The 22,207-nt window shown below is 67.2% G+C and carries 22 protein-coding genes; 10 read left to right on the top strand and 12 right to left on the bottom strand.

Translation table 11 applies throughout. From position 1 onward, the window contains the following. The first annotated feature begins 58 nt into the window (after positions 1–58). Positions 59–1,441, top strand: a complete 1,383-nt coding sequence (locus PKE72_RS11035; RefSeq protein WP_271165421.1) for a leucyl aminopeptidase family protein — start codon at positions 59–61, stop codon at positions 1,439–1,441. A 2-nt stretch (positions 1,442–1,443) separates the two neighbouring features. Here PKE72_RS11035 and PKE72_RS11030 read toward each other — a convergent pair whose 3' ends face one another. Next, positions 1,444–1,926, bottom strand: coding sequence for a hypothetical protein (locus PKE72_RS11030; RefSeq protein ID WP_271165420.1), 483 nt, complete (start codon positions 1,924–1,926; stop codon positions 1,444–1,446). Between the two features lie 177 nt (positions 1,927–2,103). On the opposite strand from PKE72_RS11030, the gene PKE72_RS11025 reads away from it, so the two are divergent. Next, positions 2,104–2,907 (top strand): C40 family peptidase, encoded by an 804-nt coding sequence (locus PKE72_RS11025; RefSeq protein WP_271165419.1) that lies wholly within the window; start codon positions 2,104–2,106, stop codon positions 2,905–2,907. Positions 2,908–3,280: 373 nt separating this feature from the next. On the opposite strand, the gene mmcB is transcribed toward PKE72_RS11025, so the two are convergent. The 5 genes from mmcB to thpR form a co-directional block, all read right to left on the bottom strand. Next, on the bottom strand, positions 3,281–3,727 hold the full coding sequence (gene mmcB / locus PKE72_RS11020) for a DNA repair putative endonuclease MmcB (protein ID WP_271165418.1): 447 nt from the start codon (positions 3,725–3,727) through the stop codon (positions 3,281–3,283). 111 nt (positions 3,728–3,838) lie between these two features. After that, the gene (locus PKE72_RS11015) at positions 3,839–4,342 is read right to left on the bottom strand and encodes a carbonic anhydrase (RefSeq protein WP_271165417.1); all 504 of its coding nucleotides are present in this window, start codon (positions 4,340–4,342) and stop codon (positions 3,839–3,841) included. 159 nt (positions 4,343–4,501) lie between these two features. Continuing rightward, on the bottom strand, positions 4,502–5,035 hold the full coding sequence (locus PKE72_RS11010; protein WP_271165416.1) for a lipocalin family protein: 534 nt from the start codon (positions 5,033–5,035) through the stop codon (positions 4,502–4,504). A gap of 61 nt (positions 5,036–5,096) precedes the next feature. Next, complete coding sequence (locus tag PKE72_RS11005; protein WP_271165415.1) at positions 5,097–5,675, bottom strand: GNAT family N-acetyltransferase; 579 nt, start codon at positions 5,673–5,675, stop codon at positions 5,097–5,099. Further along, on the bottom strand, positions 5,672–6,211 hold the full coding sequence (gene thpR / locus PKE72_RS11000; protein WP_271165498.1) for an RNA 2',3'-cyclic phosphodiesterase: 540 nt from the start codon (positions 6,209–6,211) through the stop codon (positions 5,672–5,674). Before thpR ends, PKE72_RS11005 begins: the two co-directional genes overlap by 4 nt. 130 nt (positions 6,212–6,341) lie before the next feature. On the opposite strand from thpR, the gene PKE72_RS10995 reads away from it, so the two are divergent. Continuing rightward, positions 6,342–7,091 (top strand): Bax inhibitor-1/YccA family protein, encoded by a 750-nt coding sequence (locus PKE72_RS10995; protein ID WP_271165414.1) that lies wholly within the window; start codon positions 6,342–6,344, stop codon positions 7,089–7,091. A 99-nt stretch (positions 7,092–7,190) separates the two neighbouring features. Beyond that, entirely contained in the window at positions 7,191–7,829 is a 639-nt protein-coding gene (locus tag PKE72_RS10990) for a hypothetical protein (RefSeq protein ID WP_271165413.1), read from the top strand. A 6-nt stretch (positions 7,830–7,835) separates the two neighbouring features. Here PKE72_RS10990 and PKE72_RS10985 read toward each other — a convergent pair whose 3' ends face one another. Next, complete coding sequence (locus tag PKE72_RS10985) at positions 7,836–8,171, bottom strand: DUF2794 domain-containing protein (protein ID WP_271165412.1); 336 nt, start codon at positions 8,169–8,171, stop codon at positions 7,836–7,838. Positions 8,172–8,543: 372 nt separating this feature from the next. Then, positions 8,544–9,899: a trypsin-like peptidase domain-containing protein gene (locus tag PKE72_RS10980; RefSeq protein WP_271165411.1), complete on the bottom strand. Its 1,356-nt coding sequence runs from the start codon at positions 9,897–9,899 to the stop codon at positions 8,544–8,546. Positions 9,900–10,052: 153 nt separating this feature from the next. Between PKE72_RS10980 and PKE72_RS10975 the strand changes: the two genes are divergently transcribed. Further along, complete coding sequence (locus tag PKE72_RS10975; protein WP_271165410.1) at positions 10,053–10,352, top strand: DUF6356 family protein; 300 nt, start codon at positions 10,053–10,055, stop codon at positions 10,350–10,352. Between the two features lie 81 nt (positions 10,353–10,433). Then, the gene (gene rlmN, locus PKE72_RS10970; RefSeq protein ID WP_271165409.1) at positions 10,434–11,594 is read left to right on the top strand and encodes a dual-specificity RNA methyltransferase RlmN; all 1,161 of its coding nucleotides are present in this window, start codon (positions 10,434–10,436) and stop codon (positions 11,592–11,594) included. Here rlmN and PKE72_RS10965 read toward each other — a convergent pair. Both PKE72_RS10965 and PKE72_RS10960 read right to left on the bottom strand, forming a co-directional pair. After that, the gene (locus PKE72_RS10965; RefSeq protein ID WP_271165408.1) at positions 11,566–12,027 is read right to left on the bottom strand and encodes a hypothetical protein; all 462 of its coding nucleotides are present in this window, start codon (positions 12,025–12,027) and stop codon (positions 11,566–11,568) included. The genes rlmN and PKE72_RS10965 overlap by 29 nt on opposite strands. Then, positions 12,024–12,935 carry an acyl-CoA desaturase gene (locus PKE72_RS10960; RefSeq protein WP_271165407.1) on the bottom strand — a complete coding sequence of 304 codons (912 nt, stop codon included), beginning with the start codon at positions 12,933–12,935 and terminating at the stop codon, positions 12,024–12,026. The genes PKE72_RS10965 and PKE72_RS10960 overlap by 4 nt, the downstream gene beginning before the upstream one ends. Before the next feature lie 90 nt (positions 12,936–13,025). Between PKE72_RS10960 and PKE72_RS10955 the strand changes: the two genes are divergently transcribed. From PKE72_RS10955 to PKE72_RS10945, 3 genes are all read left to right on the top strand, one after another. Then, positions 13,026–13,358 (top strand): metalloregulator ArsR/SmtB family transcription factor, encoded by a 333-nt coding sequence (locus PKE72_RS10955; protein WP_271165406.1) that lies wholly within the window; start codon positions 13,026–13,028, stop codon positions 13,356–13,358. Positions 13,359–13,427: 69 nt separating this feature from the next. Then, positions 13,428–13,868, top strand: coding sequence for a DUF350 domain-containing protein (locus tag PKE72_RS10950; RefSeq protein ID WP_271165405.1), 441 nt, complete (start codon positions 13,428–13,430; stop codon positions 13,866–13,868). Between the two features lie 19 nt (positions 13,869–13,887). Beyond that, the gene (locus tag PKE72_RS10945) at positions 13,888–14,718 is read left to right on the top strand and encodes a S1 family peptidase (protein WP_271165404.1); all 831 of its coding nucleotides are present in this window, start codon (positions 13,888–13,890) and stop codon (positions 14,716–14,718) included. Between the two features lie 198 nt (positions 14,719–14,916). Here PKE72_RS10945 and PKE72_RS10940 read toward each other — a convergent pair whose 3' ends face one another. After that, positions 14,917–17,772, bottom strand: coding sequence for a M16 family metallopeptidase (locus PKE72_RS10940; protein ID WP_271165403.1), 2,856 nt, complete (start codon positions 17,770–17,772; stop codon positions 14,917–14,919). A gap of 384 nt (positions 17,773–18,156) precedes the next feature. On the opposite strand from PKE72_RS10940, the gene PKE72_RS10935 reads away from it, so the two are divergent. Beyond that, a complete protein-coding gene (locus tag PKE72_RS10935; RefSeq protein WP_271165402.1) occupies positions 18,157–21,201 on the top strand; it encodes a TonB-dependent receptor in 3,045 nt (1,014 codons plus the stop codon). 86 nt (positions 21,202–21,287) lie between these two features. On the opposite strand, the gene PKE72_RS10930 is transcribed toward PKE72_RS10935, so the two are convergent. Continuing rightward, a complete protein-coding gene (locus PKE72_RS10930) occupies positions 21,288–22,157 on the bottom strand; it encodes an isoaspartyl peptidase/L-asparaginase family protein (protein ID WP_271165401.1) in 870 nt (289 codons plus the stop codon). Positions 22,158–22,207 lie beyond the last annotated feature (50 nt).

The raw sequence follows: 22,207 nt of genomic DNA, 5'->3' as shown, positions 1-22,207 counted from the left end.
TCCTCGGTCGGCTCCAGAGTCGCCGGTTCGCGTCAACTGTTGGTTAAGAAGGCCCGTCATGTCCCAATCTCATCCGCTATTGGTCGCCGCTGAAGACGGGGCGGGCGCCGTTCCGATCCGCTTCGTCGGACCCAAGGACGTGCTGGACGACGCCGCGTGCGGTTGGGCCGAGCTGAACGGGTTCGAGGGCAAACAGGGCCAACTACTGATCGCGCCTCAGGGAGAAGGGATCGGGTCCGTGCTGGTCGGGACCGGCGGGGTCTTCGATCCGATGGCGGCGCGGGGCCTTTCGGCGCGGCTGCCCGGCGGGCTGTACCGGCTGGAGCTGGAGGCGGAGGCGGCGGGGCGAGCGGCCCTGGCCTTCCTGCTGGGGGCCTATGTCTTCGACCGCTACAAGGCCCGGCCGGATCGGGCGCCGGTCAGGCTGGTCGCGCCCGAGGGGCTGGACGTGGCCGAGACCACGCGGATCGTCGCCGCCTGCGCCCTGGCGCGCGAGATGGTCGACACCCCCGCCGCCGACATGGGGCCTTTGCAGATCGAGACCATCGCCCGCGAGATCGCCGAGAGCGCCGGGGCCGTGATCACCGTGACTGAGGGCGAGGCCCTGCTGGAGGCGAACTACCCCGCCGTTCACGCCGTGGGTCGGGCGGCGGCGCCGCACCGGGCGCCGCGGCTGATCGAGATCGGCTGGAAGCTGGACCAGACCGATCTGCCGCTGGTGGCCCTGGTCGGCAAGGGGGTGGTGTTCGACACCGGGGGGCTGGACCTGAAACCCGCCGCCGGGATGCGGAACATGAAGAAGGACATGGGCGGATCGGCCCACGCCCTGGCCCTGGGGCGGCTGGTGATGCAGGCCGATCTGCCGGTGCGGCTGGTGGTGATCGTGGCGGCGGTGGAGAATGCGGTCTCGGCCGACGCCTTCCGGCCGGGGGATATCCTGAACAGCCGCAAGGGGCTGACGATCGAGATCGGCAACACCGATGCGGAGGGGCGGCTGATCCTGGCCGACGCCCTGACCCGGGCGGGCGAGCACGAGCCCGACCTGACCCTGGACTTCGCCACCCTGACCGGGGCGGCGCGGATCGCCCTGGGGCCGGACCTGCCGCCCGTCTATACCGACGACGAGGCCCTGGCGGCGGGGCTGCTGGCGGCGGGGGCCGAGGTGGGGGATCCCCTGTGGCGGATGCCGCTGTGGGCCGGCTATCGCAGCGCCCTGGACACCGAGATCGCGGACCTGAAGAACGACTCCTCGGCCTGGGCCCAGGCAGGGTCGGTGACCGCCGCCCTGTTCCTGCAGAGGTTCGCGCCGTCGACCGGCGCCTGGGCCCATATGGACATCTTCGCCTGGAACCCCCGCGCCCGGCCCGGCTATCCCGAAGGGGGCGAGGCCCAGGCGATCCGGGCCTGCTACGCCCTGCTGAAGCGCCGCTACGAGGGCTGAGGTCAGGCCCAGGCGGGGATGTCGCGTCCCGGCTCGTCGTCCAGCGACCCGGAGGCGGGCGGACGGGGGCGCCGCAGGCGACGGGCGCGGGATCGGGCTCGTGTCCGAACCTGAGCCCAGAGGCGCAGGCCTTGATCCCGCGCCGCTTGCGCCAGGCGGCCGAGGCCGCGCCAGCCGGCGAGGGCGTGCAGACTGACCGTCAGGACCAAGAGGTCGAACAGCACGGTCACGTCGAACATCAGGAACCAGCCGACCATCTCGGGCGCAGCCATTGCGAACAGCCTCAAACCTTCGGCTTCGAACAGGGTGACGGCCGCCGCTCCGATGAGCGCGAAACAGGCCAGGCCGATCAACTGCCCCCGGGACAGTTGCGACAGAAATTGCGCTGGGACGGAAACCAGCCAGCGTCGCAGGACGCCGCCGACTGGACCCTCATCGAAGATCGTCAGGCCGAGGACGATGAAGAGGATTAAAGACGTAAACACCGGGACACCCCCTGCAAGCCCGTCCGCGTCATCGCGGTCGATCAGGAGATGGGGCGCCGCGCCCAGGCGTCAAGCGGAGCGCCGCATCCCGGAGGCGCGTCCGAAAAGCGACCGCCATTAACGGGGGATTCGGCTTCGGGGGGTAAGACGGTCGCCCAAACCAATGCGAGACCGCGTTTGACCGACGTCCTCGATCTTCTTCCTGCCGGCGACCGACTGGCCCGCCCCGACCTCGCCGAACAGGCGTTGGAAGGCCTGGTGCGCGCCGCCGCCTATCGGAAGACCGAGGCCATGCACTGCCGCGTCGCGGTGGCGGATATCCTGTCGGACCAGGATGTCCGTATCAATCAGCTGCTGCACGGCGAGGCCTTCGACGTGCTGGACCGGGCCAATGGCCGCGCTTGGGGCCGCGCCCGCCGCGACGGCGTGGTCGGCTGGGTGGTGCTGGACAGCCTGTCGAAGGGCGCGCCCCTCGCGACGCGCCGGGTCGCCGCTGTGGACGCCGCCCTGCCGCTGAACGCCCTGGTGGTCGACGCCGTCGAAGGCGTGGCGGAGACGGATCTGGCGCCGGTCGGCGAGTTCGAGCGCGACCTGGTCTCCGTGGCCGAACGCCTGCTGGGCCGGCCGCACGAACTGGGCGCACGATCCTCAATCTCGACCGATTGCTCCGGCCTGGTGCAGCAGGCCCTGCTGGCCTGCGGCCTGCCGGGTCCGCGTCGTTCTGACGGCCAGGCCGAACTGGGCCGGGCTGCGCCCGCCGGGGCCCTGAAGCGCGGCGACATCGTCGTCTGGCGGGCGTCCGGCGGGGATCACGACTGGACCGGCCATTCCGCCCTGATGATCGACGCCGAGCGGATCATCCATTCGACCGGCGACACGACGGTCGGCCATGGGGGCGGCGTGGTGATCGAAGCCCTGGCCGAGGTCGAGGCGCGCCTGACCGCCGAAGGCTTCGCCACCGCTGTGTTCCGCCGTCTCTGAAGCGGGACGTCCCGGTCTTGCCGCCGAAATTCCACTGTCGTTCGAAACCGGTGCAATCTGTGCAACTGGCGATCAACACGCTGTTTTAGCTTGTGAAAGCTGAGCGATGAAATTGCGCGGTGCAATTGGAGTGGACTGGGGGCGGCGAAATAGACTCAATTCACCGAGAAAATTTTGAGTCTATTTGAGTCTATTCTTTCGACCATAGGTAGCGCTTCGGCCTCGGGCGCCCGCGTGCGTGGCTTGATTGCGATGTCAAAGACCCAGATCCGATCATAAGCCCGTTCCGGAACGCGTCAGGTCGAACCCCGCAGGATTTCTTCAAGGTCTTGAATCGGCGCGGTCTTCTTCGCAAAATTGCGCGCGCTGAACCCTAGTCCCGCATCGTCCGCATCGCCCCGAGGCGGGCGAAGGCCAGGGTCAGGGCCTTGCGACGGGCGGGCGCCAGGGGCGTCGCCGGCGCCTCGCGCACCACGGCCCCGCCGAAGCCGTCGGCGACGATCAGGCCCGGCGTCTCCGGCAGGACGGCTTGCGGAAACTCGGGCGCCACCGCGAAATAGAAGGCGTCGCAGAAGGGGCCGTATTCGTGCCATTTGCGGTCGATGCGATAGTCGTCGATCCCCGACTTGACCTCGCAGATCACGATATCGCCCCGCCGCCCGATCGCCATGACGTCGGCCCGCCGCCCATTGGGCAGGCCGACCTCCAGCAGGGGCGCATAGCCCAGATCCAGCATCAGCCGCGCCGCCCCGCGCGTGACCGACAGGGTGGTTTCCGGCCGGCTGAAGACCAGTTCGAGAGAGACGGCGGTGGCGGCCATGCCGGATTTATGTTCCGGATATGTTCCGAACGCAAGCGGCCTGTCGTCCGGCGGGGACGACAGGCTCAGGATCGCGGGCGCGTTTTTTGGCGTGTGCGCGGAGGTCCCGCCTTAAGCGATTTCCTCGACCTTGCCGTCCAGGGACATCAAGCCCAGCTCGACCTCAATCTCGGGGTGGTGTTGCTTGATCTCGTCACGGAAGGCGTGAAGCTCCTGGGTGTGGAGCGCCAGCTCCTTCTCGGGCGTATCGACGGCGGCCTCGCCGAAGATGACCTTGTAGGCGCCGCAGTCGCGGTGATCGATCACCACGACCTTGTGGACGTGGTGGAGCTCCATGGCGACGTCCAGATGGCTCCAGAAGGCCTGGCCCCAGGCGGGGTATTTGTCGGTAATGGCGCCCAGCGAGGCGCCGGCCAGAGCGATGTGGTCGTATTTGTCGTGCAGGCCGCGCCCTTCCATATAGGCGATGGTGTCGTCGGTCAGGCGATAGTCCATGCAGGTCAGCAGCAGGATCTCGGTGTGGCCGCGCGCGCGAGCGACGCCCGGCGCCAGGGTGGACATCAGGCTGACGCCGGCGCCGAGTGCGATAAGGCCGAAGGCCCCGCGCCGCGACATGGTGGAAAGGGGAGCCGGGCTTTTGGGTGCACAACAGTCGTTCACGATGGTCGCTCCGCGTTGAGGGTGGCGGAATCGGTATCCATGTTCGTCGAGTGTGCCTATTCGTAGTTGTCCGGAGCCTTGCGATAAGCCCTCGTTAAGCCCGGCGCCGGCCCGTCAGCGTCCCGTGCTGACCACCCGGCTCATGTCCAGGCCCAAAGCGCGGGCGCGGGCCATCAGGCGGGTGCGTTCCGCGGCGGAGGCGTTCTGGTCGCGGTGCCAGATCCACCAGTCGGACTTGTTCGGCAGGGCCAAGATGGCCCAGTTGTATTCGGGATCGTGGTCCCAGACCCAGTAGTTCTGGCCGGCCAGGCCGCCGAAGCTGAGCAGGCCGGGCAGGGTGAAGCGGAATTTGGCGTTGGTGGTGGTGTCGGCGATGCGGGCGTTGGCGCGCAGCACCTCGTTGCGCCCGTCGGCGCGGCGGGTGCAGGTGACGACGATGCCGTAGCGGTCGGGCCGATCCTGACGCGTGAAGTCGATCTGGGCCCGGCTGCAGTCCTTCTGGACGTCGTTATGGCTGCGCTCGATCTCGAACCAGCGGCCGTCGAACCGGTCCAGATCGACGTCGCGCGACTGGGCCAGGGCGGTCGAAGGCAGGGCGGTCGAAGGCAGGGCGACCAGGGCGGCGGCGATCAGGGCGGCGCGGATCATCGGGCGTATCCTTGTTCGAGGTTGAAAAGCGGATACGTCGAAGACGGGCCTTCGGTTGCCGTCAGGGATTCAGCTTCGCCCGATTGACCGCCCACTCGGCGCGCGTCTGACCCCACAGGTCGATCACATGGTCCTGCATCGGATCCGGCAACTGGCCGCGTCCGCGATTGACCGAGCCCAGCCGCGCCGCCACCCGGGCTGAGGGCAGGTTGTCGGGGTCGATACAGTGGATTACGTCGTCCCAGCCCAGGACGTCGAAGGCGTAGTCCATCGCCGCCGCCGCCGCCTCGACCGCGTAGCCCTTGCCGGTGGCGTCGCGGTGCAGGCTCCAGCCCACCTCGCGGCCCGGCCAGCCGTAGGGGTGAAGGGGGCCGATGCGGCCGATCCAGAGACCGGTCGATTTTTCCAGGATCGAGAACATGCCCTCGCCGGTCAGGGCCCACATGCCGGCGACGGCGCAGAGGGTGCGCCAGACCTGGGGCGGGGACTGGACGCCGCCGATGAAGCGGGCGGTCTCCTCGTCCGTCATGAATTCGGCCCAGCGCGGAAAGTCCTCGACCGCCGGCGGGCGCAGGATCAGGCGCGCCGTCTCCAGCGTCGGTCCCAGGGTGACGTGGGGTGGAACGGCGTAGGGGTTCACAGCAGATACTCCCGCTCCAGCGCATACTGGCTGCCGTCGCCGGTCAGAACGCTGGAATAGAGGCCGAAACGGTCGATGCGGATCGGGGGCGAACGCAGCAGATTGTGGCCCGCCATCCAGGCGCCGATCCGGTCGGGATTGGTCTGGGGTTTCAGATAGGCCAGTGTGACGTGGGGGCGATAGTCGCGCGCCTCCAGCGTCAGGCCCGCCCGTGCGGCGGCCGTCTTGCAACGCCCCGCCAGGACGGCCAGTCGCTCGTTCGGCGTCTCGACCCCGGCCCAGAGGGTGTGGCTGCGGTGGTCGTCGCCGAAGGCGCCGACGCCTTTCAGCACGATCTCGAACGGGCCGCCGGCGACGCGGGCCAACTCGGAGGCCAGGTCGTCGGCCCGGCGCTCGTCCGTCTCGCCATAGAAGGCCAGGGTGACGTGAAGGGCGTCCAGCGGCCGCCAGCGCGCGCCTGGAAGCCCGGATTGGCGGCGTTTCAGCGTCTCGCCGACGTCGGGCGGCAAGGTCAGGGCGGCGAACAGGCGAAGCATGCGACCGAAGGTAGCGGCAGGAACCGGCCCGTCCAAGTCCGGTTTTCCTTGCAGTGGAGCCCGTGGCTCCCGATATTCACGGCCTGTGACCGAAGAAGTCTCTTCGGCCAATCGGAGAAAGTTCGTCGCCATGAGCGATTTCAACAACGGCTACGCCCGTCCCCTGCCGCAGACGGCCGACATGTCGGTGGACGCCGGCCTGCGCGGCTTCATGCTGGGCGTCTACAACAAGCTGGCCCTGGGCCTCGTGGTCGCGGCGGCCTTGGCCTATGTGACCGGCAATGTGCCGGCGGTGCAGCAACTGCTGTTCGGCGTGACGCCGGACGGACGCGTGGGTCTGACGATGCTGGGCATGATCGTCCAGTTCTCGCCCCTGGTGCTGCTGTTCGGCTCGATGTTCTTCATGAAGAACCCGACGGCCAAGGGCGTGAACCTGCTGTACTGGGCCGTGGTCGCCTCGATCGGCGCGGGCCTGGGCATCCTGTTCCTGCGCTATACGGGCGCCTCGCTGGCCTCGACCTTCCTGGTCACGGCGGCGGCCTTCGGTGGTCTGAGCCTGGTGGGTTACACCACCAAGAAGGACCTGACGGCCATGGGCACCTTCCTGATCTTCGGCGTGATCGGCCTGATCATCGCCTCGATCGTCAACATGTTCATGCAGTCGGGGACCCTGTATCTGATCATCTCCGGCGCGGGCGTGCTGATCTTCGCGGGTCTGATCGCCTATGACACTCAGCGCCTGAAGATGACCTACTACGCCCTGGGCGGCGACCAGAACGCCATGGGCGTGGCCACGGGCTTCGGCGCCCTGAGCCTGTTCATCAACTTCGTGAACCTGTTCCAATTCCTGCTGGCCTTCATGGGCGGCAACCGGAACTAAAGATCGGTCGCAAGACGGATGCGGAAAGGGCCCCTCGCTGGGCCCTTTCTTTTTTGAGGCGCCGGCTATTCGTCGTCGAGACCAACGGAGGGGTGGGCCATGGCGCGAATGCTGAACCTGGTCAGGGTTGCCGTCAGTCTTTTGCTGACCGTGCCGCTTACGAGCTGCCTCACTATGGCTGCCTATCAAAGAGCGTCCGAAGAGCGCACGTTTGATCGGTTTCGCGAGCCTGATCCATCGGACCAAGCGTGGCTCCGGGTGGAGGGCTTTCCGCTATCCGGCGTGCTTCAGATGACGGCCCGTCGCACGCGAGTGTTGCCGGCCGGCATGGGGTTTGGGCCCGAAGAGACGCTGACGTGCGAAGGTAAGCCGATCAGACTGATTCCGGATACGCCTCGGAATCGCTGGCTGCTGACTGAACAGATGGCGTGGGGCCTTAAAGACGAAGGGGCCTGGCGCAGCGGACCCGTCGCGGAGTGGCGGTGGCCCGAGTCGACAGCACTGATCCGAGAAGCGGTGTGCGGCGCAGTCGGCGCGTTCCGATTCGACGGCGTCCCGGACGGACGCTATTTCGTGATGGCTAAGATCTCGCCGCCAGCCTACGCGGTCATCGATCCCGACGAGGATTTCGACATCGTCCTCAAGCCGATAACCGTCGTCGGCGGACCAGCGAGGAGCCCGGTCAACATCGCTTTAAGCGACGACGATTGGCTTTCCCCTGTCGTGCGCCAGAGGTGAATGGTTTCAGTCGATCACCTGAAACCGTCGCCCGTCGAACACCCGTAGCGCCTGGGCCAGGTCACGGCCCCGTTTCAGGATCTGGCCGCCTTCGCCTATGACGGCCCACTGGCCTTGGCGGGTTTGCAGGGCCGGGCGTTTTTCGATGCGGTAGAGGGGGGCGTCGCCCGAGCGGCGGAAAACGGCGAACTCGGCGAACTCCTTGTGGCCGACCATGGCATAGTCGCGCCATTCGCCCTGGGCGACCATACGGCCATAGACCCGCAGGATCAGGTCCAACTCGCGCCGTTCGAAGAAGACCGGGCCTGACTGGGGCTGGGTCTCGTGCGGGTTCATGCTCATGGTCTGAACTTAGGCCAAGCCGCCGCAGACGCCAGAGGGGGGCGCCAGAGGGGGGGCGCCAGAGGGGGCGGACAGGCGAAGAAAACGCAAGCGACACCAAATGGCCCTGTTTCGGTCCTTCGCGCGCCTGTTTGGGCGGCGAAATATCGATCATCGGCTCGTCGGAGTTCGGAAGCGTCCGGATCCTGAACAGCCCCCCCCAGCCCCCCTGGATGTTTCCACCAAGGGCTCCGGCGGCCGATGCTTCCTCCAAGCGAGCGCCCGCCTTGCCGATCCCCTCCCCCTCCCAGGCAAGGCGGGTGTTTCGCTGTCTGGAGCTAGGTCCGGATCGGATGCGCCATGGTCGGCTCCCGATCCGGACTCGTTCCGCCCTCAGGCCGTAAGCGGGATTTCCAGGTTCACCGTCACCGTATCGCCGTTGCGGCGCGCTTCGACCGCGACCGCGCCGGCCGATCCGCGCAGGGCCTCCGCCGCCGCGCGGGCGTTCGACACCGGGGCGCCTCCGACCGAAGTGATGATGTCGCCGGCGATCAGCTCGCCCTGGGCCGCCAGTGATCCGCCTTCGACAGCGACGACCTGAACCTCGCCGTCGAGGTCGCGCAGGGTCGCGCCATAGGCCAGCACCCGGTTGGCGCCGACCTGGACCGCGCCCTCGACCGGGGTGGCGACCGTCAGGGCGGTCGTGGCCTCGTGCCCGGCCCGCAGATAGACCACGTTCAGACTCGAACCCGGCGCGGCGATGCCGACCGTGGCGTTGACCGAGCCGGCGTTGGCCACCGGACGGCCCTGGATGCGGGTGATGACGTCGTCGTCGCGCAGGCCCGCCTCTTCGGCCGGCGAGCCGGGCGCCACATCGGCCACTACGGCGCCGCGCACGATGCCCAGCCGCATCTGGCGGGCGCGCTCGGCGGTCAGGGAGGCGAAGATGGCGCCGGTCTCGCCGCGCTTGACCTCGCCCTGGGTCCGCAGCTGGTCGGCGACATACAGCATGATGCGCGTGGGCACCGCGAAGGCGATGCCGTCATTGCCGCCGCCCATGCCGCCGGACAGGATGGAGGTGTTGATGCCGATCAGCCGACCCCGGCTGTCCAGCAGCGGCCCGCCCGAGTTACCCGAATTCACGGCCGCGTCGGTCTGGATATAGTCCTCGACCGCGTCGCCCAGGCCCGAGCGGTTCAGGCCCGAGATGACGCCCATGGTCAGGGTCTGGTCCAGACCCAGGGGATAACCGACCGCAAAGGCCAGGTCGCCGGTCCGGAGGGTGTCGGAATCCACCGTCTGCACCTGTTTCAGGTTCAGCGGCCGGCCGTCGGGCACGATCTTCAGCACGGCGATGTCGGTGGCCTTGTCCGCCCCGACCAGGACGGCGTCGAACAGCCGACCGTCGGTCAGGTCGACGGTGAATTTCCGCCCGTTCTCGACCACGTGATTGTTGGTGATCAGGATCCCCTGTGCCGCATCGACGATGACGCCCGAGCCCGAGGCATAGGGTTTGGGATCCTCGGCGTCCGAACTGGGGCCGCGCGACTGGCCCAGGGTCGTGACCTGGACCACGGCGGGCAGGGAGCCTTCCAGACCAGGGGCGAAGCTGAACACGCCGCGCCGGGCGTCATAGGGAAGATAGCTCTGACCGGATTGCGCCAGAGACTGCGCAAAGACCGGACCGGCGAAGGCCAGCAAAGCCGCGGCTATAGCCATGGAGGAGGCGGCCTTTGAGCGAAGCGTCATCGAAATTCCCTTGATCGAGACGCGACTCTAGCCCGAGTTCTCGCGCATGACGATGGGCTGGGCGTCGGCTTGTGTCGGTGTTTGCAAAACAGGGCTTGCGTCAGGCCCGCTCCCACGTGACCATCGGTCTCTTCGAACCGCCGGAGCCGCCGCATGAGCCAGACGACGATCGACCGCGCCCGTTCGGGCTCGACGCCGTTCGACCGCCTGTTCCGCGACCATCCGCGCGAGGTCGGCGAGACCTATTTCCAGCATATGACCGCTTCGGCCGCCTTTGGGTTCCGACTGCTGCGCCTGGCCGGCGCGGCCTTCGCCCACGCCGTGGTTCCGGGCGTACACAAGACGACCGTCTCGACCGCCGTACGCGGCATGGCTCAGGACATGGGCGGCCGGGCGGAAGAGGCGAAACTGACCCGGATGCGCGACGCCGGCGTCTGGGACGTAGGGCTCTAGCCGCGTCCTGAACCACCCGGTCATGCAATTGCCGGGGTTTGTGCTATAGAGGCCGGCTAAACCGCATCCAGGATCGCCGCCTTGAGCATCACGCTCGATCTTTCCCGTGTCTCGAACGCGCCTGCCGTGAAGGCCCCCGTCAACCTGTCCGGTCTGACGCGCGCGGGCCTGCGCCAGGCGTTGATCGACGCGAACGTCTGTCCGCCCGAGAAGGCCAAGATGCGCGCCAGCCAGGTCTGGAGCTGGATCCACCACTACGGCGTCACCGATTTCGCGGCCATGAGCAATGTGGCCAAGGACATGCAGGCCAAGCTGGCCGAGCATTTCACCCTGGCCCGTCCCGAAGTGGTCGAGCGCCAGGTGTCCAAGGACGGCACCCGCAAATGGCTGATCCGCACCGCGCCGGGCATCGAGATCGAGACCGTCTATATTCCCGACGTGGGTCGGGCCGGCGCCCTGTGCGTGTCCAGCCAGGTCGGCTGCACCCTGAACTGCACCTTCTGCCACACCGGCACGCAGAAGCTGGTCCGCAACCTGACCGCGGCCGAGATCGTGGCCCAGGTCCAGGTGGCGCGCGACGACCTGGAGGAATGGCCGTCGCCGAAGGAAGACCGCCGCCTGTCGAACATCGTCTTCATGGGCATGGGCGAGCCGCTCTACAATCTGGATCATGTCGCCGACGCCATCGACATCATCTCGGACAATGAGGGCATCGCCCTGTCGCGTCGCCGGATCACCGTCTCGACCTCGGGCGTCGTGCCGCAGCTGGACGCCCTGGGCACGCGCACGGCGGCCATGCTGGCCATCAGCCTGCACGCCACCAACGACGCCCTGCGCGACGTCCTGGTGCCGCTGAACAAGAAATACCCGCTGGACCAGCTGATGGCGGGCATCCGGGCCTATCCGGGCCTGTCCAATGCGCGCCGGGTGACGTTCGAATACGTCATGCTGAAGGGCGTCAACGACAGCCCGGAAGAGGCGCGGGCCCTGCTGAAGCTGATCGAGGGCATTCCGGCCAAGATCAATCTGATCCCGTTCAACCCGTGGCCGGGCGTCGAATACGAATGCTCGGACTGGAAGACGATCGAGCGTTTCGCCGCCATCCTGAACAAGGCCGGTTACGCCAGCCCCATCCGCACCCCCCGCGGTCGCGACATCCTGGCCGCCTGCGGCCAGCTGAAGTCCGAGAGCGAGAAGGTGCGGGCGAGCACGCTCAGGAAGGCGGAGCAGGCTGCGGCGTGACGGCCTTATAGCTACGCCTCCAAATGATCCATCCGGCCAGCCCGCCTGGGATCGCCAGCAGTGGGGCGGCTAATTCCGTGCCCGGGGCAAGAAGTCGAAAGACGATTGCGCCTGCGAGAACGCTTTCGATTGCCGCCGTAATCGAGAAAGCCCCTGCACTGACTCGGCCTGAATTATGAAGAATCCACCAAGTTGGAATTCCGACGACAATCAACCCAACAAGATAGACTGGGAAAGAGATTATGAAGCTGTAGAGGGCTGCGAGCAGCCCGAACAGCAGTCCCAAGCCTATGGCGTCGCCCAAGCCAGCTTCGCCGGGTGAAATGATTATGCCGATCCACATTCCGACGGCCGACATCCCCGCGATGGTGCTTGCGGCAAGGACGTTTGCAATGATGAGCGCGCCCAGCCGCTCCGACATTGACTTGATCATATCTTCGTCCCAACTCTGTTTAGAGGTCTCGGACCCATGTTTTCTGGCGTCCGTACATCCCGGGCCAGACCCAGCCGCTCCAATAGCTGGATGAAGCGGAACCCCCAGTCGCTCTGGCCGGGATAGAGGCCGATCTTCGCCGAGCCGGGATAGGCGTGGTGGTTGTTGTGCCAGGCCTCGCCCATGGTCGGGATGGCGGCCCAAGGCACGTCATGGGCCTGGACGCCCGCCTCGCGCACCAGCCAGGTCTGCGGACCGCGACGGTGGGCCAGATGGCCGACGAACCAGTGGCCGATGACGCTGGCCGAGACCCGGGCGCAGACGCCCCAGACCACGAAGCCCCAGCCGCCCATCAGCCATAGCGCCGCCGCGGCAGGAAGCTGTTGCAGCATCCAGGTCCGTTCAAGGAACCGATAGAAGGGGTCGCGGCCGATCCGGCCCAGCTCGAAGCGCGGCGGCCGTTCCAGCACCAGCCGGCAGTGCATCTGCCACCAGGCGTCGATCGCCATCGGCCGCCGGTGCGCCAGATAGTCGTGGCAGTCGGTCTGGCGCTGGGCCCAGTCGCGCATGTCGTGGCTGCGGATCATCCAGAAGGGGCCGCTCATGCCGACCAGGGTCCCGAACCAGACCAGGATCCGCTCGAGCCACAGCGGGCAGTCGAAGCTGCCGTGGATCAGCCGGCGGTGAAATCCGACCGAATGGCCCAGCAGAAGCGTCGCACCCGTCGTGACCCCGAAGACCGCGACAGCGGCGAGGCTGAAGGTCGTGGCACCGAAGATCAGGGTGGCCGCCAACATGCCGCCGTTCCACAGCGAATGAAGCGGGTCCCATACGACCCGGCCCTCGGTCGGGCTGCAGCCGGGCGTCTCGACCAGGCTGTTCACCGCGCAGGGATCAGGGTGGTGCATGTCGCGTCTCCCGGTAGGTAATTAGGTAATCACTTAAACACCGAAATGAACCCCTGGCAAGTGCTTAGCAAATCGCTTAAATACCAACCCATGCAACGCGTGTTTGAAGCCCTCTCCAGTCCGATCCGTCGCAAGATCCTGGCCTATCTGGCCCACGCCGACCTGACGGCGGGCGAGATCGCGGCCAAGTTCGAGATTTCCAAGCCGGCCGTGTCCCAACACCTGTCGGTGCTCGAGGTCGCGGGTCTGGTGACCAGCGAGAAGAAGGGACAATACGTCCACTACAGCCTGGCGCCGGACCAGTTGACCAATACCCTGAACGGCTATGTCCAGGAGGTCTGCCCGGTCGCCAAGCCCTTGAAACGCGAGAGCGCGGCCCTGGCCAAGGCGCGTGCGAACAAGCCGCAGGACAACGGTCTGTAATCTTTCGTCACAAGGTGTTGCTTCGTCGCGCTTGCGGATTGGGGCGGCAATCGGGCAAGGCGTGTGGATATGGACCCCTCACTGTCGAACGTCCTGTCGAGCGCCGAGGTGCAGGCTTTCGCCTCGGGCTTCCCGGTCATGGTCATGCACCTGGCCGTCACCCTGCTGCTGCTCGCGGCGGGGGCGGCGGTCTACGCCATGCTGACGCCGTGGCGGGAGATCGCCCTGATCCGCGAGGGCAATCCGGCCGCCGCAGTGGCTTTCGCCGGGATTCTGGTGGGTCTGGCCATTCCGCTGGCGGTGTCCCTGTCGGTCTCGACCTCGGTGCGCGACATCACCATCTGGGGCGTGGCGACCCTGGTGCTGCAGCTGCTGGCCTTCCGGATCGTGGACCTGATGCTGCACGGCCTGCCGCAGCGGATCAAGGACGGCGAGGTCTCGGCCGCCGTGGTCCTAGTCGGGGCCAAGCTGGCGACCGCCCTGATCCTGTCCGCCGCCCTGACCGGCTGAGCGGCGAACGGGTCGCATCATGCAATTCCCTCGCCTGCCGGACTGGGCCATCTACAGCGCGGTCGCGGGCGTGCTGCTGGCCGTGTCGCTGGGCCGACGCGAGAACGCAGACGCTCCGCCGGCGCCGCCGCCGCCGGACGAGATCGAGGGCGCCCTGTTGGGGCCCGTCACCCCGTTCGATTCGACCGTGACCCTGGATGCGCCGGACACGCCGTTCACGCCCCAGTCCGGCACCGCCTTCTCCATCGCCGGGCGCGGGCGTTGGGTCACCGCCCGGCATGTGGTCGAGGGTTGTCGTCGCCCGGCCCTTGTGATCGGCGGCGGCCGGGCCGTGGCCGCCGACGTGCGGCTGGCGCCGCGCGCCGACGTGGCCCTGCTGATCACCGACGGCGGGCCGCCCGCCCTGCCGGTCGCCGCCCAGACGCCCCTGCGCAAGGGCCAGCGCGCCTTTCATCCCGGCTTCCCCCAGGGGCGGGCCGGCGAGGTGACCTCGCGCCTGCTGGGCCGCGAGACCCTGAAGGTGTCCGGGCGCGGCGCCCATGACGAACCAGTCCTGGCCTGGGCCGAGGTCGGTCGCACCGACGGGCTGGAGGGAACCCTGTCGGGCCTGTCGGGGGCGCCGGTGATGGATGGGCGCGGCCGCGTCCTGGGCGTCACCATCGCCGAGGCGCCGCGTCGGGGCCGAATCTACACCACGGCGCCCGAGTCTTTCGCGCCCGCCATTCGCGGCGAACAGCGCGCGGACGAGGTCGTGCTGGGCGAGCCGGTGACCATCGACAACTATGGCCGGGTGGCGGATGCGCTGCGGCGGGACCTGCGGGTGGCGCAGGTGGTGTGCCTGTCGGTTTGAGGATCTGAGACGGCGCCTCTCCCTCCCCTGCGGGGGAGGGGGGCTGAGCCGTAGGCGAAGCCGGGTGGGGACGGCAGGGTGATGCGCCACAGGCTTGTATTGGATCGGACAGGTGCGGCCTTGCCTGGCCGCCCCCACCCGGTCGCTACGCGCCCCCCCCCCCCTCCCCGGACGGGGAGGGAGAAGTCTTTGCGATCCCTACTTCAGCGAACCGCTGTTCAGGTTCAGCTCTCCCGCCTCGATGACCTCGAGGTTCGGGTATTTGGCGCGCAGGGCGTCGAGGAACAGAGAACCGTCGCCGACGATCACCAGGCTGGCGCGATTGACCGGCAGGTGTTCGGCGAAGGCGGCCTGGACCTGGTCCGGGGTCACGGCGCGGACGCGGCCGGCGTAGTCGGCCAGGTCGGTCATCGGCAGGTCGTAGAGCGCCAGGTTTGCGACCAGGGCGCCCAGGCCGTCGACCGTCTCAAGAGACCGGCCGAAGCCGCCGATCAGGGTGGCGCGACGCGGGGCCAGGTCGGCCTGGGACGGGGTCTCGGCGCCCATCTTGGCGATCTCGGCCAGGATCAGATCGGCGACCTCGTCAGCGGTCTCGTTCTTGGTCTGGGTCGAGGCGGTGAAGACCCCGGCGTCGGCGCGGACGCCCAGCGAGGATCCGGCGCCGTAGGACAGGCCCCGCTTGATGCGGATCTCCTGGTTCAGCCGCGACGAGAAGCCGCCGCCCAGCAGGGTGTTGCCGACCGTCAGCGGGAAGAAGTCGGCGTCGGTGCGCGACACGCCGCGAAGGGCGGCGGTGACGGCGGCCTGGCCGGCGCCGGGCTGGTTCACCACGACGACGCGCGGGTTCAGGGCCTGACCGGCGGGATTGGCCGTGACGGCGGGGGCGGCGCCAGCCGGACGCCAGTCGCCGAACGCCTGTTGCGCCAGGGCGCGCGCGGCGGCGGGGGTGATGTCGCCGGAGAAGACCAGGGTCGCGTCCGACGGCCGATAGCGGGCGGCGTGGAAGGCGGCGACGTCGGCCGGGGTGATGGCCGGCACCGTCTGCTGCGTCAGGGTCGCGCCATAGGGGGCGTCGCCGTAGATGACGCGGCCCACGGTCATGCTGGCGATGGCGTTCGGTTGGCTGAGGGCGACGCGCAGGCCGTCCAGGGCCTGGGCCTGCTGACGCTCAAGCTCTTCGGCGGCGAAGACCGGGTTCTTCACCAGATCGGCCATCAGGGCGACCGTCGCCGGGAAGGCGTTGGCCGGGGCGTTGGCGTAGACATTGGTGAAGTCCACGCCTGCGCCGGCGCCGATGGAGGCGCCCAGCTGTTCGATCTGGGTCGCGATCTCGGGCGCCGTGCGGGTCTTGGTGCCCTGGGTCAGCAGGGCGGCGGTCATCGACGCGATCCCGGCCTTGCCCGCCGGATCGTCGGATGAACCGGCGTCGAAGCTGAGGCGGGCCGAGACCAGCGGCACCCCGTCGGTCGGGGCGACCAGAATGCGCAGGCCGTTGTCCAGACGGAAGTCGGCGACGCTGGGCGTGGCGGGGGCCACTTCGGCCGACGGTTGCGGCAGGGGCGTGCGCTCGGCCTCGGGCAGCAGGACGGCGGGGGTTCCGGCCGGCGCCAGGTCGGCGACCTTGACCGGGGCGTCCACGTTCATCTTCTGCACCGAGGGCGGGGTCTGGGCGTCGCTGGCCAGATAGCGGATCGTCGACTGGCGCTGCGGCGTCAGATATTTGCGGGCCACGCGCTGGACGTCGGCGACCGTGACGGCCTGGATCTGGGCGATCTCGCGGTCGGCCGCGGCGGCGTCGCCGGTGTTGATCAGGGCGAACCCGAGCGCCGTAGCGCGGTCGTCGACCGTCTCGCGGCTGCGCAGGGCGTCAGCAACGATCTCGTTCTTGGCCTCGGTCAGTTCGGCGGCGGTGACGGGGGCGTCGCGCAGCTTGGCGATCTCGGCGTTCAGGGCGGCGATCCCTTCTTCGGCGGTGTGACCCTGAGCCATGATGGCGAGGGCGGTCAGATTGCCGGCCTGCTGGGCGAAGTCGGGCGTCGAGCCGATCTGGGCGGCGATCTGCTGATCATACACCAGCGAACGGTACAGGCGGCTGCTCTCGCCGGTCGACAGTATGCCGTCCAGCACGGTCAGGGCGGCGCGGTCGGCGTCGGCGTACTTGACCGTCGGCCAGCCGACCACGACGGCGGGCAGGGGGACGTTCGGCGCATAATAGGTGGCGTCTCGCGGGCCGGTCGGCTCGGGCTCTACGACATTATTGGCCGGAAGGGGCGTGGTCGGGTTCTTAAGCGGGGCGAAATACTGGTCGATCCAGCGGTCCAGCTGGGCCTGATCGAAGTTGCCGGCCACGATCAGATAGGCGTTGTCGGGCCGGTAGTAGGTCGCGTGGAAGCGCAGCACGTCGTCGAGGGACGAGGCTTCAAGCTCCTCGATCGAGCCGATGCCGGCGCGGCGATAGGGGCTCTCCTGATACAGGGTCTCGGGCACGAACAGGCCGAACAGGCGGCCATAGGGATTGGCCAGGATGCGCTGGCGGTATTCTTCCTTCACCACGTCGCGCTCGGCGACGAAGGTCGGCTCGTCCACGACCAGCGAGCCCATGCGCTCGGCCTCGGCGAACAGCATCCGCTGCAGGTGGTTGGCGGGCACGGTCTCGAAATAGGCGGTGGTGTCGTCGGCGGTGAAGGCGTTGTTCGACCCGCCCACGTCCTCGGTCAGCCGGTCGAAAGTCTCGGGCGGCAGGTTCTTGGTCGCCTTGAACATCAGGTGTTCGAACAGGTGGGCGAAGCCCGAGCGGCCGGCGGGATCATCCTTGGACCCGACCTTGTACCAGACCTGGACCGTCACGTTCGAGGTGTCGGCGTCGCGGGCCGTATAGACCTCAAGCCCGTTCGGCAGCACGCGTTTGGCGAAGCCCAACGGCGGGACCGTGACGCCCTGGGGCGCCTGGACGGCGATGGCGGCGGCGACAGGGGCGGGCGCGGCGAAGGCGGGGGCGGTCAATCCCAGCAGCAGGGCCGAGGCGGCGACGGTGACGGTCAGGCGGATTTTCATCGGGGGTCTCCAGGCCCGGAACGCCGGGGCGGAGGCGACCGTACCAGCGTCCGCCGGTTGTGCACCTTACGGAGCTGTAATGATGACCGACTCCGCGCGGAGAGATGGCGGACGATCGACCATTCCTGCGACTGCGTCGGCATCGTGCGACTGTGTATCGAGACAGTTTCAGGCGTATCACTATTGTATTAAAGAGCATCCATTATTGCAGATGTGCAATAATCATTGAGGCAAATGAGTGACATCTATGTATGAAATTTAATTATAGAGGGGTTTGTGGGTTGGTGGGCTGCACTCTTATCGACAAGTGTTCTCCAGATCGTCGTTTTTGCGGCGATCGATGGGTCAGGGTTGGGCCCGTTACTCAACTGGAGGGATATTGAGTTGAACATTCGAAGCATCCGGCGGACCTTGCTGTCCGGCACGATCATCAGCAGCTTGACGGCCGCGGTCGGCGTTCTGGCGCCGGTTCTGGCGACGCCGACGCCGGCCATGGCTCAGGACATTTCCTCAGGCACCCTGACCGGTTCGGTCGTCGGCGAGGGCGGCGCCCCGGTCGTCGGCGCAACGGTCGAAATCCAGTCGACGGAACAGGGGTTCAGCCGCTCGGCCACCACAGACGCCGAGGGCGACTTCCGCGCCGCCCTTCTGCCGATCGGTCGCTATAAGGTCACCATCACGGCGCCCGGCTACGCTCCGGTGGCCCAGTCGGTTCAGATCGCTCTGGGCGGAACCTCGTCCTACAGCTTCAGCCTGACTGAAGGCTCGGCGGACACCGTGGGCGAGATCGTGGTGACGGCGGCGCGCCGGAACCTGGACTTCAATGAAACGACCACGGGCCTGACGGTCGACGTGGAAGACCTGGTCAAGACCACCCCGGTCGGCCGCAGCATCAGCTCCATCATCCTTCTGGCGCCAGGCACGGTGGCTGGTGACAGCACCTTTGGCGACGTGCCCTCGATCGGCGGCTCGTCGGTGGCCGAGAATGCCTATTATATCAACGGCCTGAACATCACGAACTTCGACAACTACATCGGCGCCTCCACGGTGCCGTTCGACTTCTATCGGTCGGTCGAGGTCAAGACGGGCGGCTATGCGGCCGAGTTCGGTCGCGCCACGGGCGGCATCGTCAACGCCGTGACCAAGTCCGGGTCCAACGACCTCTACATCGCCCTGCATGGCAACTATGCGCCCGATAGCCTGCGATCCCAGTCGCCCGACACCTACGCCTCGGCCAACTCGCTCTATGAAGCCGATTCAAGCTCCACCACGCTGGAGCTGGGCGGTCCGATCATCAAGGATCGGCTGTTCTTCTACGGCCTCACCGAGTTCCGCGACACCGAGGCCAGTTCTTACAGCATCACCGGTGGGACAAAGACCACTAGCGCCTCGGATGACCCCTTCTATGGTGTGAAGCTGGACGGCTATGTCACCGACGACCACCATCTGGAGTTCACCTGGTTCGATACGACCCGGGAAACCAACTATGACATCTACAACTGGGACTCCGAAACCGGCGCCGTCGGCGATCTGGCCAACACCTCTTACGCCAAGAGCGGCGGTGAGAGCTTTGTGGCCCGCTATACGGGCACGCTGACGGACTGGCTCACGGTCTCAGCCGCCTATGGTAAGAACAAGGACAGCGCCGTTTCGACCAGCGGCGATGTCACGGCGCCCTATGCTTACGATTTTAGGCTGAATGATGCTGGCACGGCCTATATCGGCCGCGTGTCGGAGCAGACTTCGAGCAGCTACACGCCTGTTCGTGAAACAGAACGCGAATTCTGGCGTTTTGACGCAGACCTCTATTTCGATCTGTTCGGAAAGCACCATTTGCGGGCGGGAATAGATCACGAAAATCTGTCTCTCGCTCGAGAAACCCGTCGTACAGGTGGGCAACGGTTTTATTATTACACGGCGACCTCTGCGACTTCGCAAGCGCAGGGTGGCAATCTGTCGCCGGGGCAAACCTATGTGGCGGTCAGCAGCTACAGCGCCGGCGGCACGTTCGAGAACGAGAACGAAGCCTATTACCTCCAGGACTCCTGGGACGTGAACGAGCAGCTGACGCTGAACCTCGGCATCCGGCTCGACAAGTTCAATCTGAATGGGGCGACTGGGGAGACCATCTCGTCATTTGACGAAGAGATCGGGCCGCGTCTGGGCTTCACCTTTGATCCGCTGAATGACGGCCGTAGCCGCTTCTACGGGTCCTACGGACGGTACTATCTGCCCATCGCGTCCAACACGGCCTATCGCATGGCGTCGTCGGAACTGAGCATCACCGAGTACTTCCTCGTCGATCAGACCACGCCCTATGATGAGAACGGCGTCCCGAATCTGGGCGAACAGATCGTCGGCTATTCGAGCGCGGCGGCATGTCCCGCCGGCGGCATAGGCACGGTTGGCGTGTCGGGCTGCACCGTGACAGCGGACGGCTCGGCGCCCTCGACCGAGTCGCTGGTGGCCAAGAACCTGGAATCGACCGCCGAGGATGAGTTCCAGTTCGGCTATGAGCGCAAGATCGGCGATCTGTGGACCGTCGGCGCCAACTACACCTATCGCAACCTGCTGCGGAACGCCGAAGACGTGGCGATCGACCTAGCCGTCGTGAACTATTGCGAGGAACAGGGAATCTCGGGCTGCGGAAGCATCTGGTCGGGCTTCCACCAGTATGTGATCGTCAATCCCGGCGCCGCCTCGACCATCACCCTGTCGGACCCCCTGCCGGGCGAGACCGAGGTGCGGACGATCGAGTTCTCGGCCGAAGACCTGGGCTATCCCAAGGCCAAGCGTATTTATCAGTCGCTGGAGCTGACCTTCGACCGCGCCTTCGACGGGATCTGGAGCCTGCGCGGCTCCTATGTCCTGTCCAAGAGCGAAGGAAATACCGAGGGCTATGTGAAGTCGGACAATGGCCAGACCGACGCCGGCATCACTCAGGACTTCGATCAGCCGGGCCTGACGGACGGCGCCTATGGTTTGCTGCCGAACCACCGGGCTCATGTCCTGAAGTTGTTCGGCTCCTATCAGGTGCTGCGTGACCTGACGGTCGGCGGCAATCTGACCGTGGCGTCGCCGCGTCACTATGGCTGCATCGGATACTATCCCGACGCCAATAACCCGGCTTACGACTATGGAGCCTCATCCTACTACTGCAACGGTGAAGCTACGCCGCGCGGCTCGCAGATGACCTCGGATTGGCAGACCACCTTCGATGTCTCGCTGCGTTACACCGTGCCGGTCAGCATGCCGGGCGACCTGGTTCTCCGGGCCGACATCTTCAACCTGTTCGACTTGGACGCCGTCTCCGACCTCTACGAGTTCGGCGATCTGAACGGCCCCGACGGCGCTGACCTCTATTATGGTCAGCCGACCAGTTATCAGTCGCCGCGCTATGTCCGCGTGGGCTTCGACTGGACCTTCTGAGCCTCGGCTGAGCAGGCAGAACGGAAGGAGGGCGGCGAGCTGGTCTCGCCGCCCTTTTTCTATGGGCGCTTCGACCTGGGCTCAGCTCAGCGGCCGAACACCTCGACGCCGATCTCGCCCTCCGGCGTCAGCCAGGCGCGTTTCATGCCCTGGCTGTTGAAGGGACAGGCGATGTTTCCGGCGGCGTCCAGGGCGATCAGGCCGCCGTCGCCGCCCATATGGCCGATCTCGTCGATGACGGCCTGGGTCGCCTGCGCCAAAGTCTGGCCGGTGGCGACGCGCCAGGCGACCTGGGCGGCGGCGGCGACGCGGATGAAATATTCGCCCTGGCCGGTGCAGGAGGTCGCGGCGTGGCCGTCGGCCCAGGTTCCGGCGGCGGGGATGGGGGTGTCGCCGACGCGGCCCGGCATCTTGCCGAAGACCCCGGCGGTCGAGGTGGCGGCGGCGAGACGGCCCCGGCTGTCCAGTACGCAGCAGCCGACCGTGCCGTGGCTGAGGGTGCCGGGCGGATGATTGTCCTCGCCCTGGCCGGCGCCCGTGTACCAGGCGGCCTCGTCGGCGATGGGCTCCAGCCCCTGGTCGTGGGCGAATAGGGCCGCGCCCTCGCCCACCAGCATGACGTGGGGGGTGCGGTCCATCACCGCACGGGCGGCGACGACGGGGTTGCGGAAGCCCTGTAGCGCGGCGACGGCGCCGGCCCGGCGGGTGGCGCCGTCCATCAGGCTGGCGTCCAGCTCATAGGCGCCGGCCAGATTGGGAGAGGCGCCCTTGCCGGCGACATAGAGGCCGGAATCCTCGAGCAGGGTCACCGCCGCCACGGCGACGTCCAGAGCGCTGTCGCCTGCATCCAGCCGGGCCTTCATGGCCTCGACCACCTGGCGCATGTGAACGACCTCGGCGTCATAGTTGCGTTCGCGCCGGGCGCCGGCGCCGCCGTGGAGGATGAGGGCGGTCATGTCGTCTTCCTGAGCCTGTTGTTTCGCCTCTTTCAAACGGGCGTGGCGCT

The sequence above is a fragment of the Brevundimonas intermedia genome (genome assembly GCF_027922165.1).
GTDB classification, from domain to species: Bacteria; Pseudomonadota; Alphaproteobacteria; order Caulobacterales; family Caulobacteraceae; genus Brevundimonas; species Brevundimonas intermedia.
This window is presented reverse-complemented; position numbering and strand designations above follow the sequence as displayed.

Excerpts from the sequence above, each read along its gene's own strand:
- PKE72_RS11035 (WP_271165421.1), top strand. The coding sequence starts at position 59 with ATGTCCCAATCTCATCCGCTATTGGTCGCCGCTGAAGACGGGGCGGGC.
- mmcB (WP_271165418.1), bottom strand. The coding sequence starts at position 3,727 with ATGGCCGCCACCGCCGTCTCTCTCGAACTGGTCTTCAGCCGGCCGGAA.
- PKE72_RS11015 (WP_271165417.1), bottom strand. The coding sequence starts at position 4,342 with ATGTCGCGGCGCGGGGCCTTCGGCCTTATCGCACTCGGCGCCGGCGTC.
- PKE72_RS11010 (WP_271165416.1), bottom strand. The coding sequence starts at position 5,035 with ATGATCCGCGCCGCCCTGATCGCCGCCGCCCTGGTCGCCCTGCCTTCG.
- thpR (WP_271165498.1), bottom strand. The coding sequence starts at position 6,211 with ATGCTTCGCCTGTTCGCCGCCCTGACCTTGCCGCCCGACGTCGGCGAG.
- PKE72_RS10995 (WP_271165414.1), top strand. The coding sequence starts at position 6,342 with ATGAGCGATTTCAACAACGGCTACGCCCGTCCCCTGCCGCAGACGGCC.
- PKE72_RS10990 (WP_271165413.1), top strand. The coding sequence starts at position 7,191 with ATGGCGCGAATGCTGAACCTGGTCAGGGTTGCCGTCAGTCTTTTGCTG.
- PKE72_RS10985 (WP_271165412.1), bottom strand. The coding sequence starts at position 8,171 with ATGAGCATGAACCCGCACGAGACCCAGCCCCAGTCAGGCCCGGTCTTC.
- PKE72_RS10980 (WP_271165411.1), bottom strand. The coding sequence starts at position 9,899 with ATGACGCTTCGCTCAAAGGCCGCCTCCTCCATGGCTATAGCCGCGGCT.
- PKE72_RS10975 (WP_271165410.1), top strand. The coding sequence starts at position 10,053 with ATGAGCCAGACGACGATCGACCGCGCCCGTTCGGGCTCGACGCCGTTC.
- PKE72_RS10965 (WP_271165408.1), bottom strand. The coding sequence starts at position 12,027 with ATGATCAAGTCAATGTCGGAGCGGCTGGGCGCGCTCATCATTGCAAAC.
- PKE72_RS10960 (WP_271165407.1), bottom strand. The coding sequence starts at position 12,935 with ATGCACCACCCTGATCCCTGCGCGGTGAACAGCCTGGTCGAGACGCCC.
- PKE72_RS10955 (WP_271165406.1), top strand. The coding sequence starts at position 13,026 with ATGCAACGCGTGTTTGAAGCCCTCTCCAGTCCGATCCGTCGCAAGATC.
- PKE72_RS10950 (WP_271165405.1), top strand. The coding sequence starts at position 13,428 with ATGGACCCCTCACTGTCGAACGTCCTGTCGAGCGCCGAGGTGCAGGCT.
- PKE72_RS10945 (WP_271165404.1), top strand. The coding sequence starts at position 13,888 with ATGCAATTCCCTCGCCTGCCGGACTGGGCCATCTACAGCGCGGTCGCG.
- PKE72_RS10940 (WP_271165403.1), bottom strand. The coding sequence starts at position 17,772 with ATGAAAATCCGCCTGACCGTCACCGTCGCCGCCTCGGCCCTGCTGCTG.
- PKE72_RS10930 (WP_271165401.1), bottom strand. The coding sequence starts at position 22,157 with ATGACCGCCCTCATCCTCCACGGCGGCGCCGGCGCCCGGCGCGAACGC.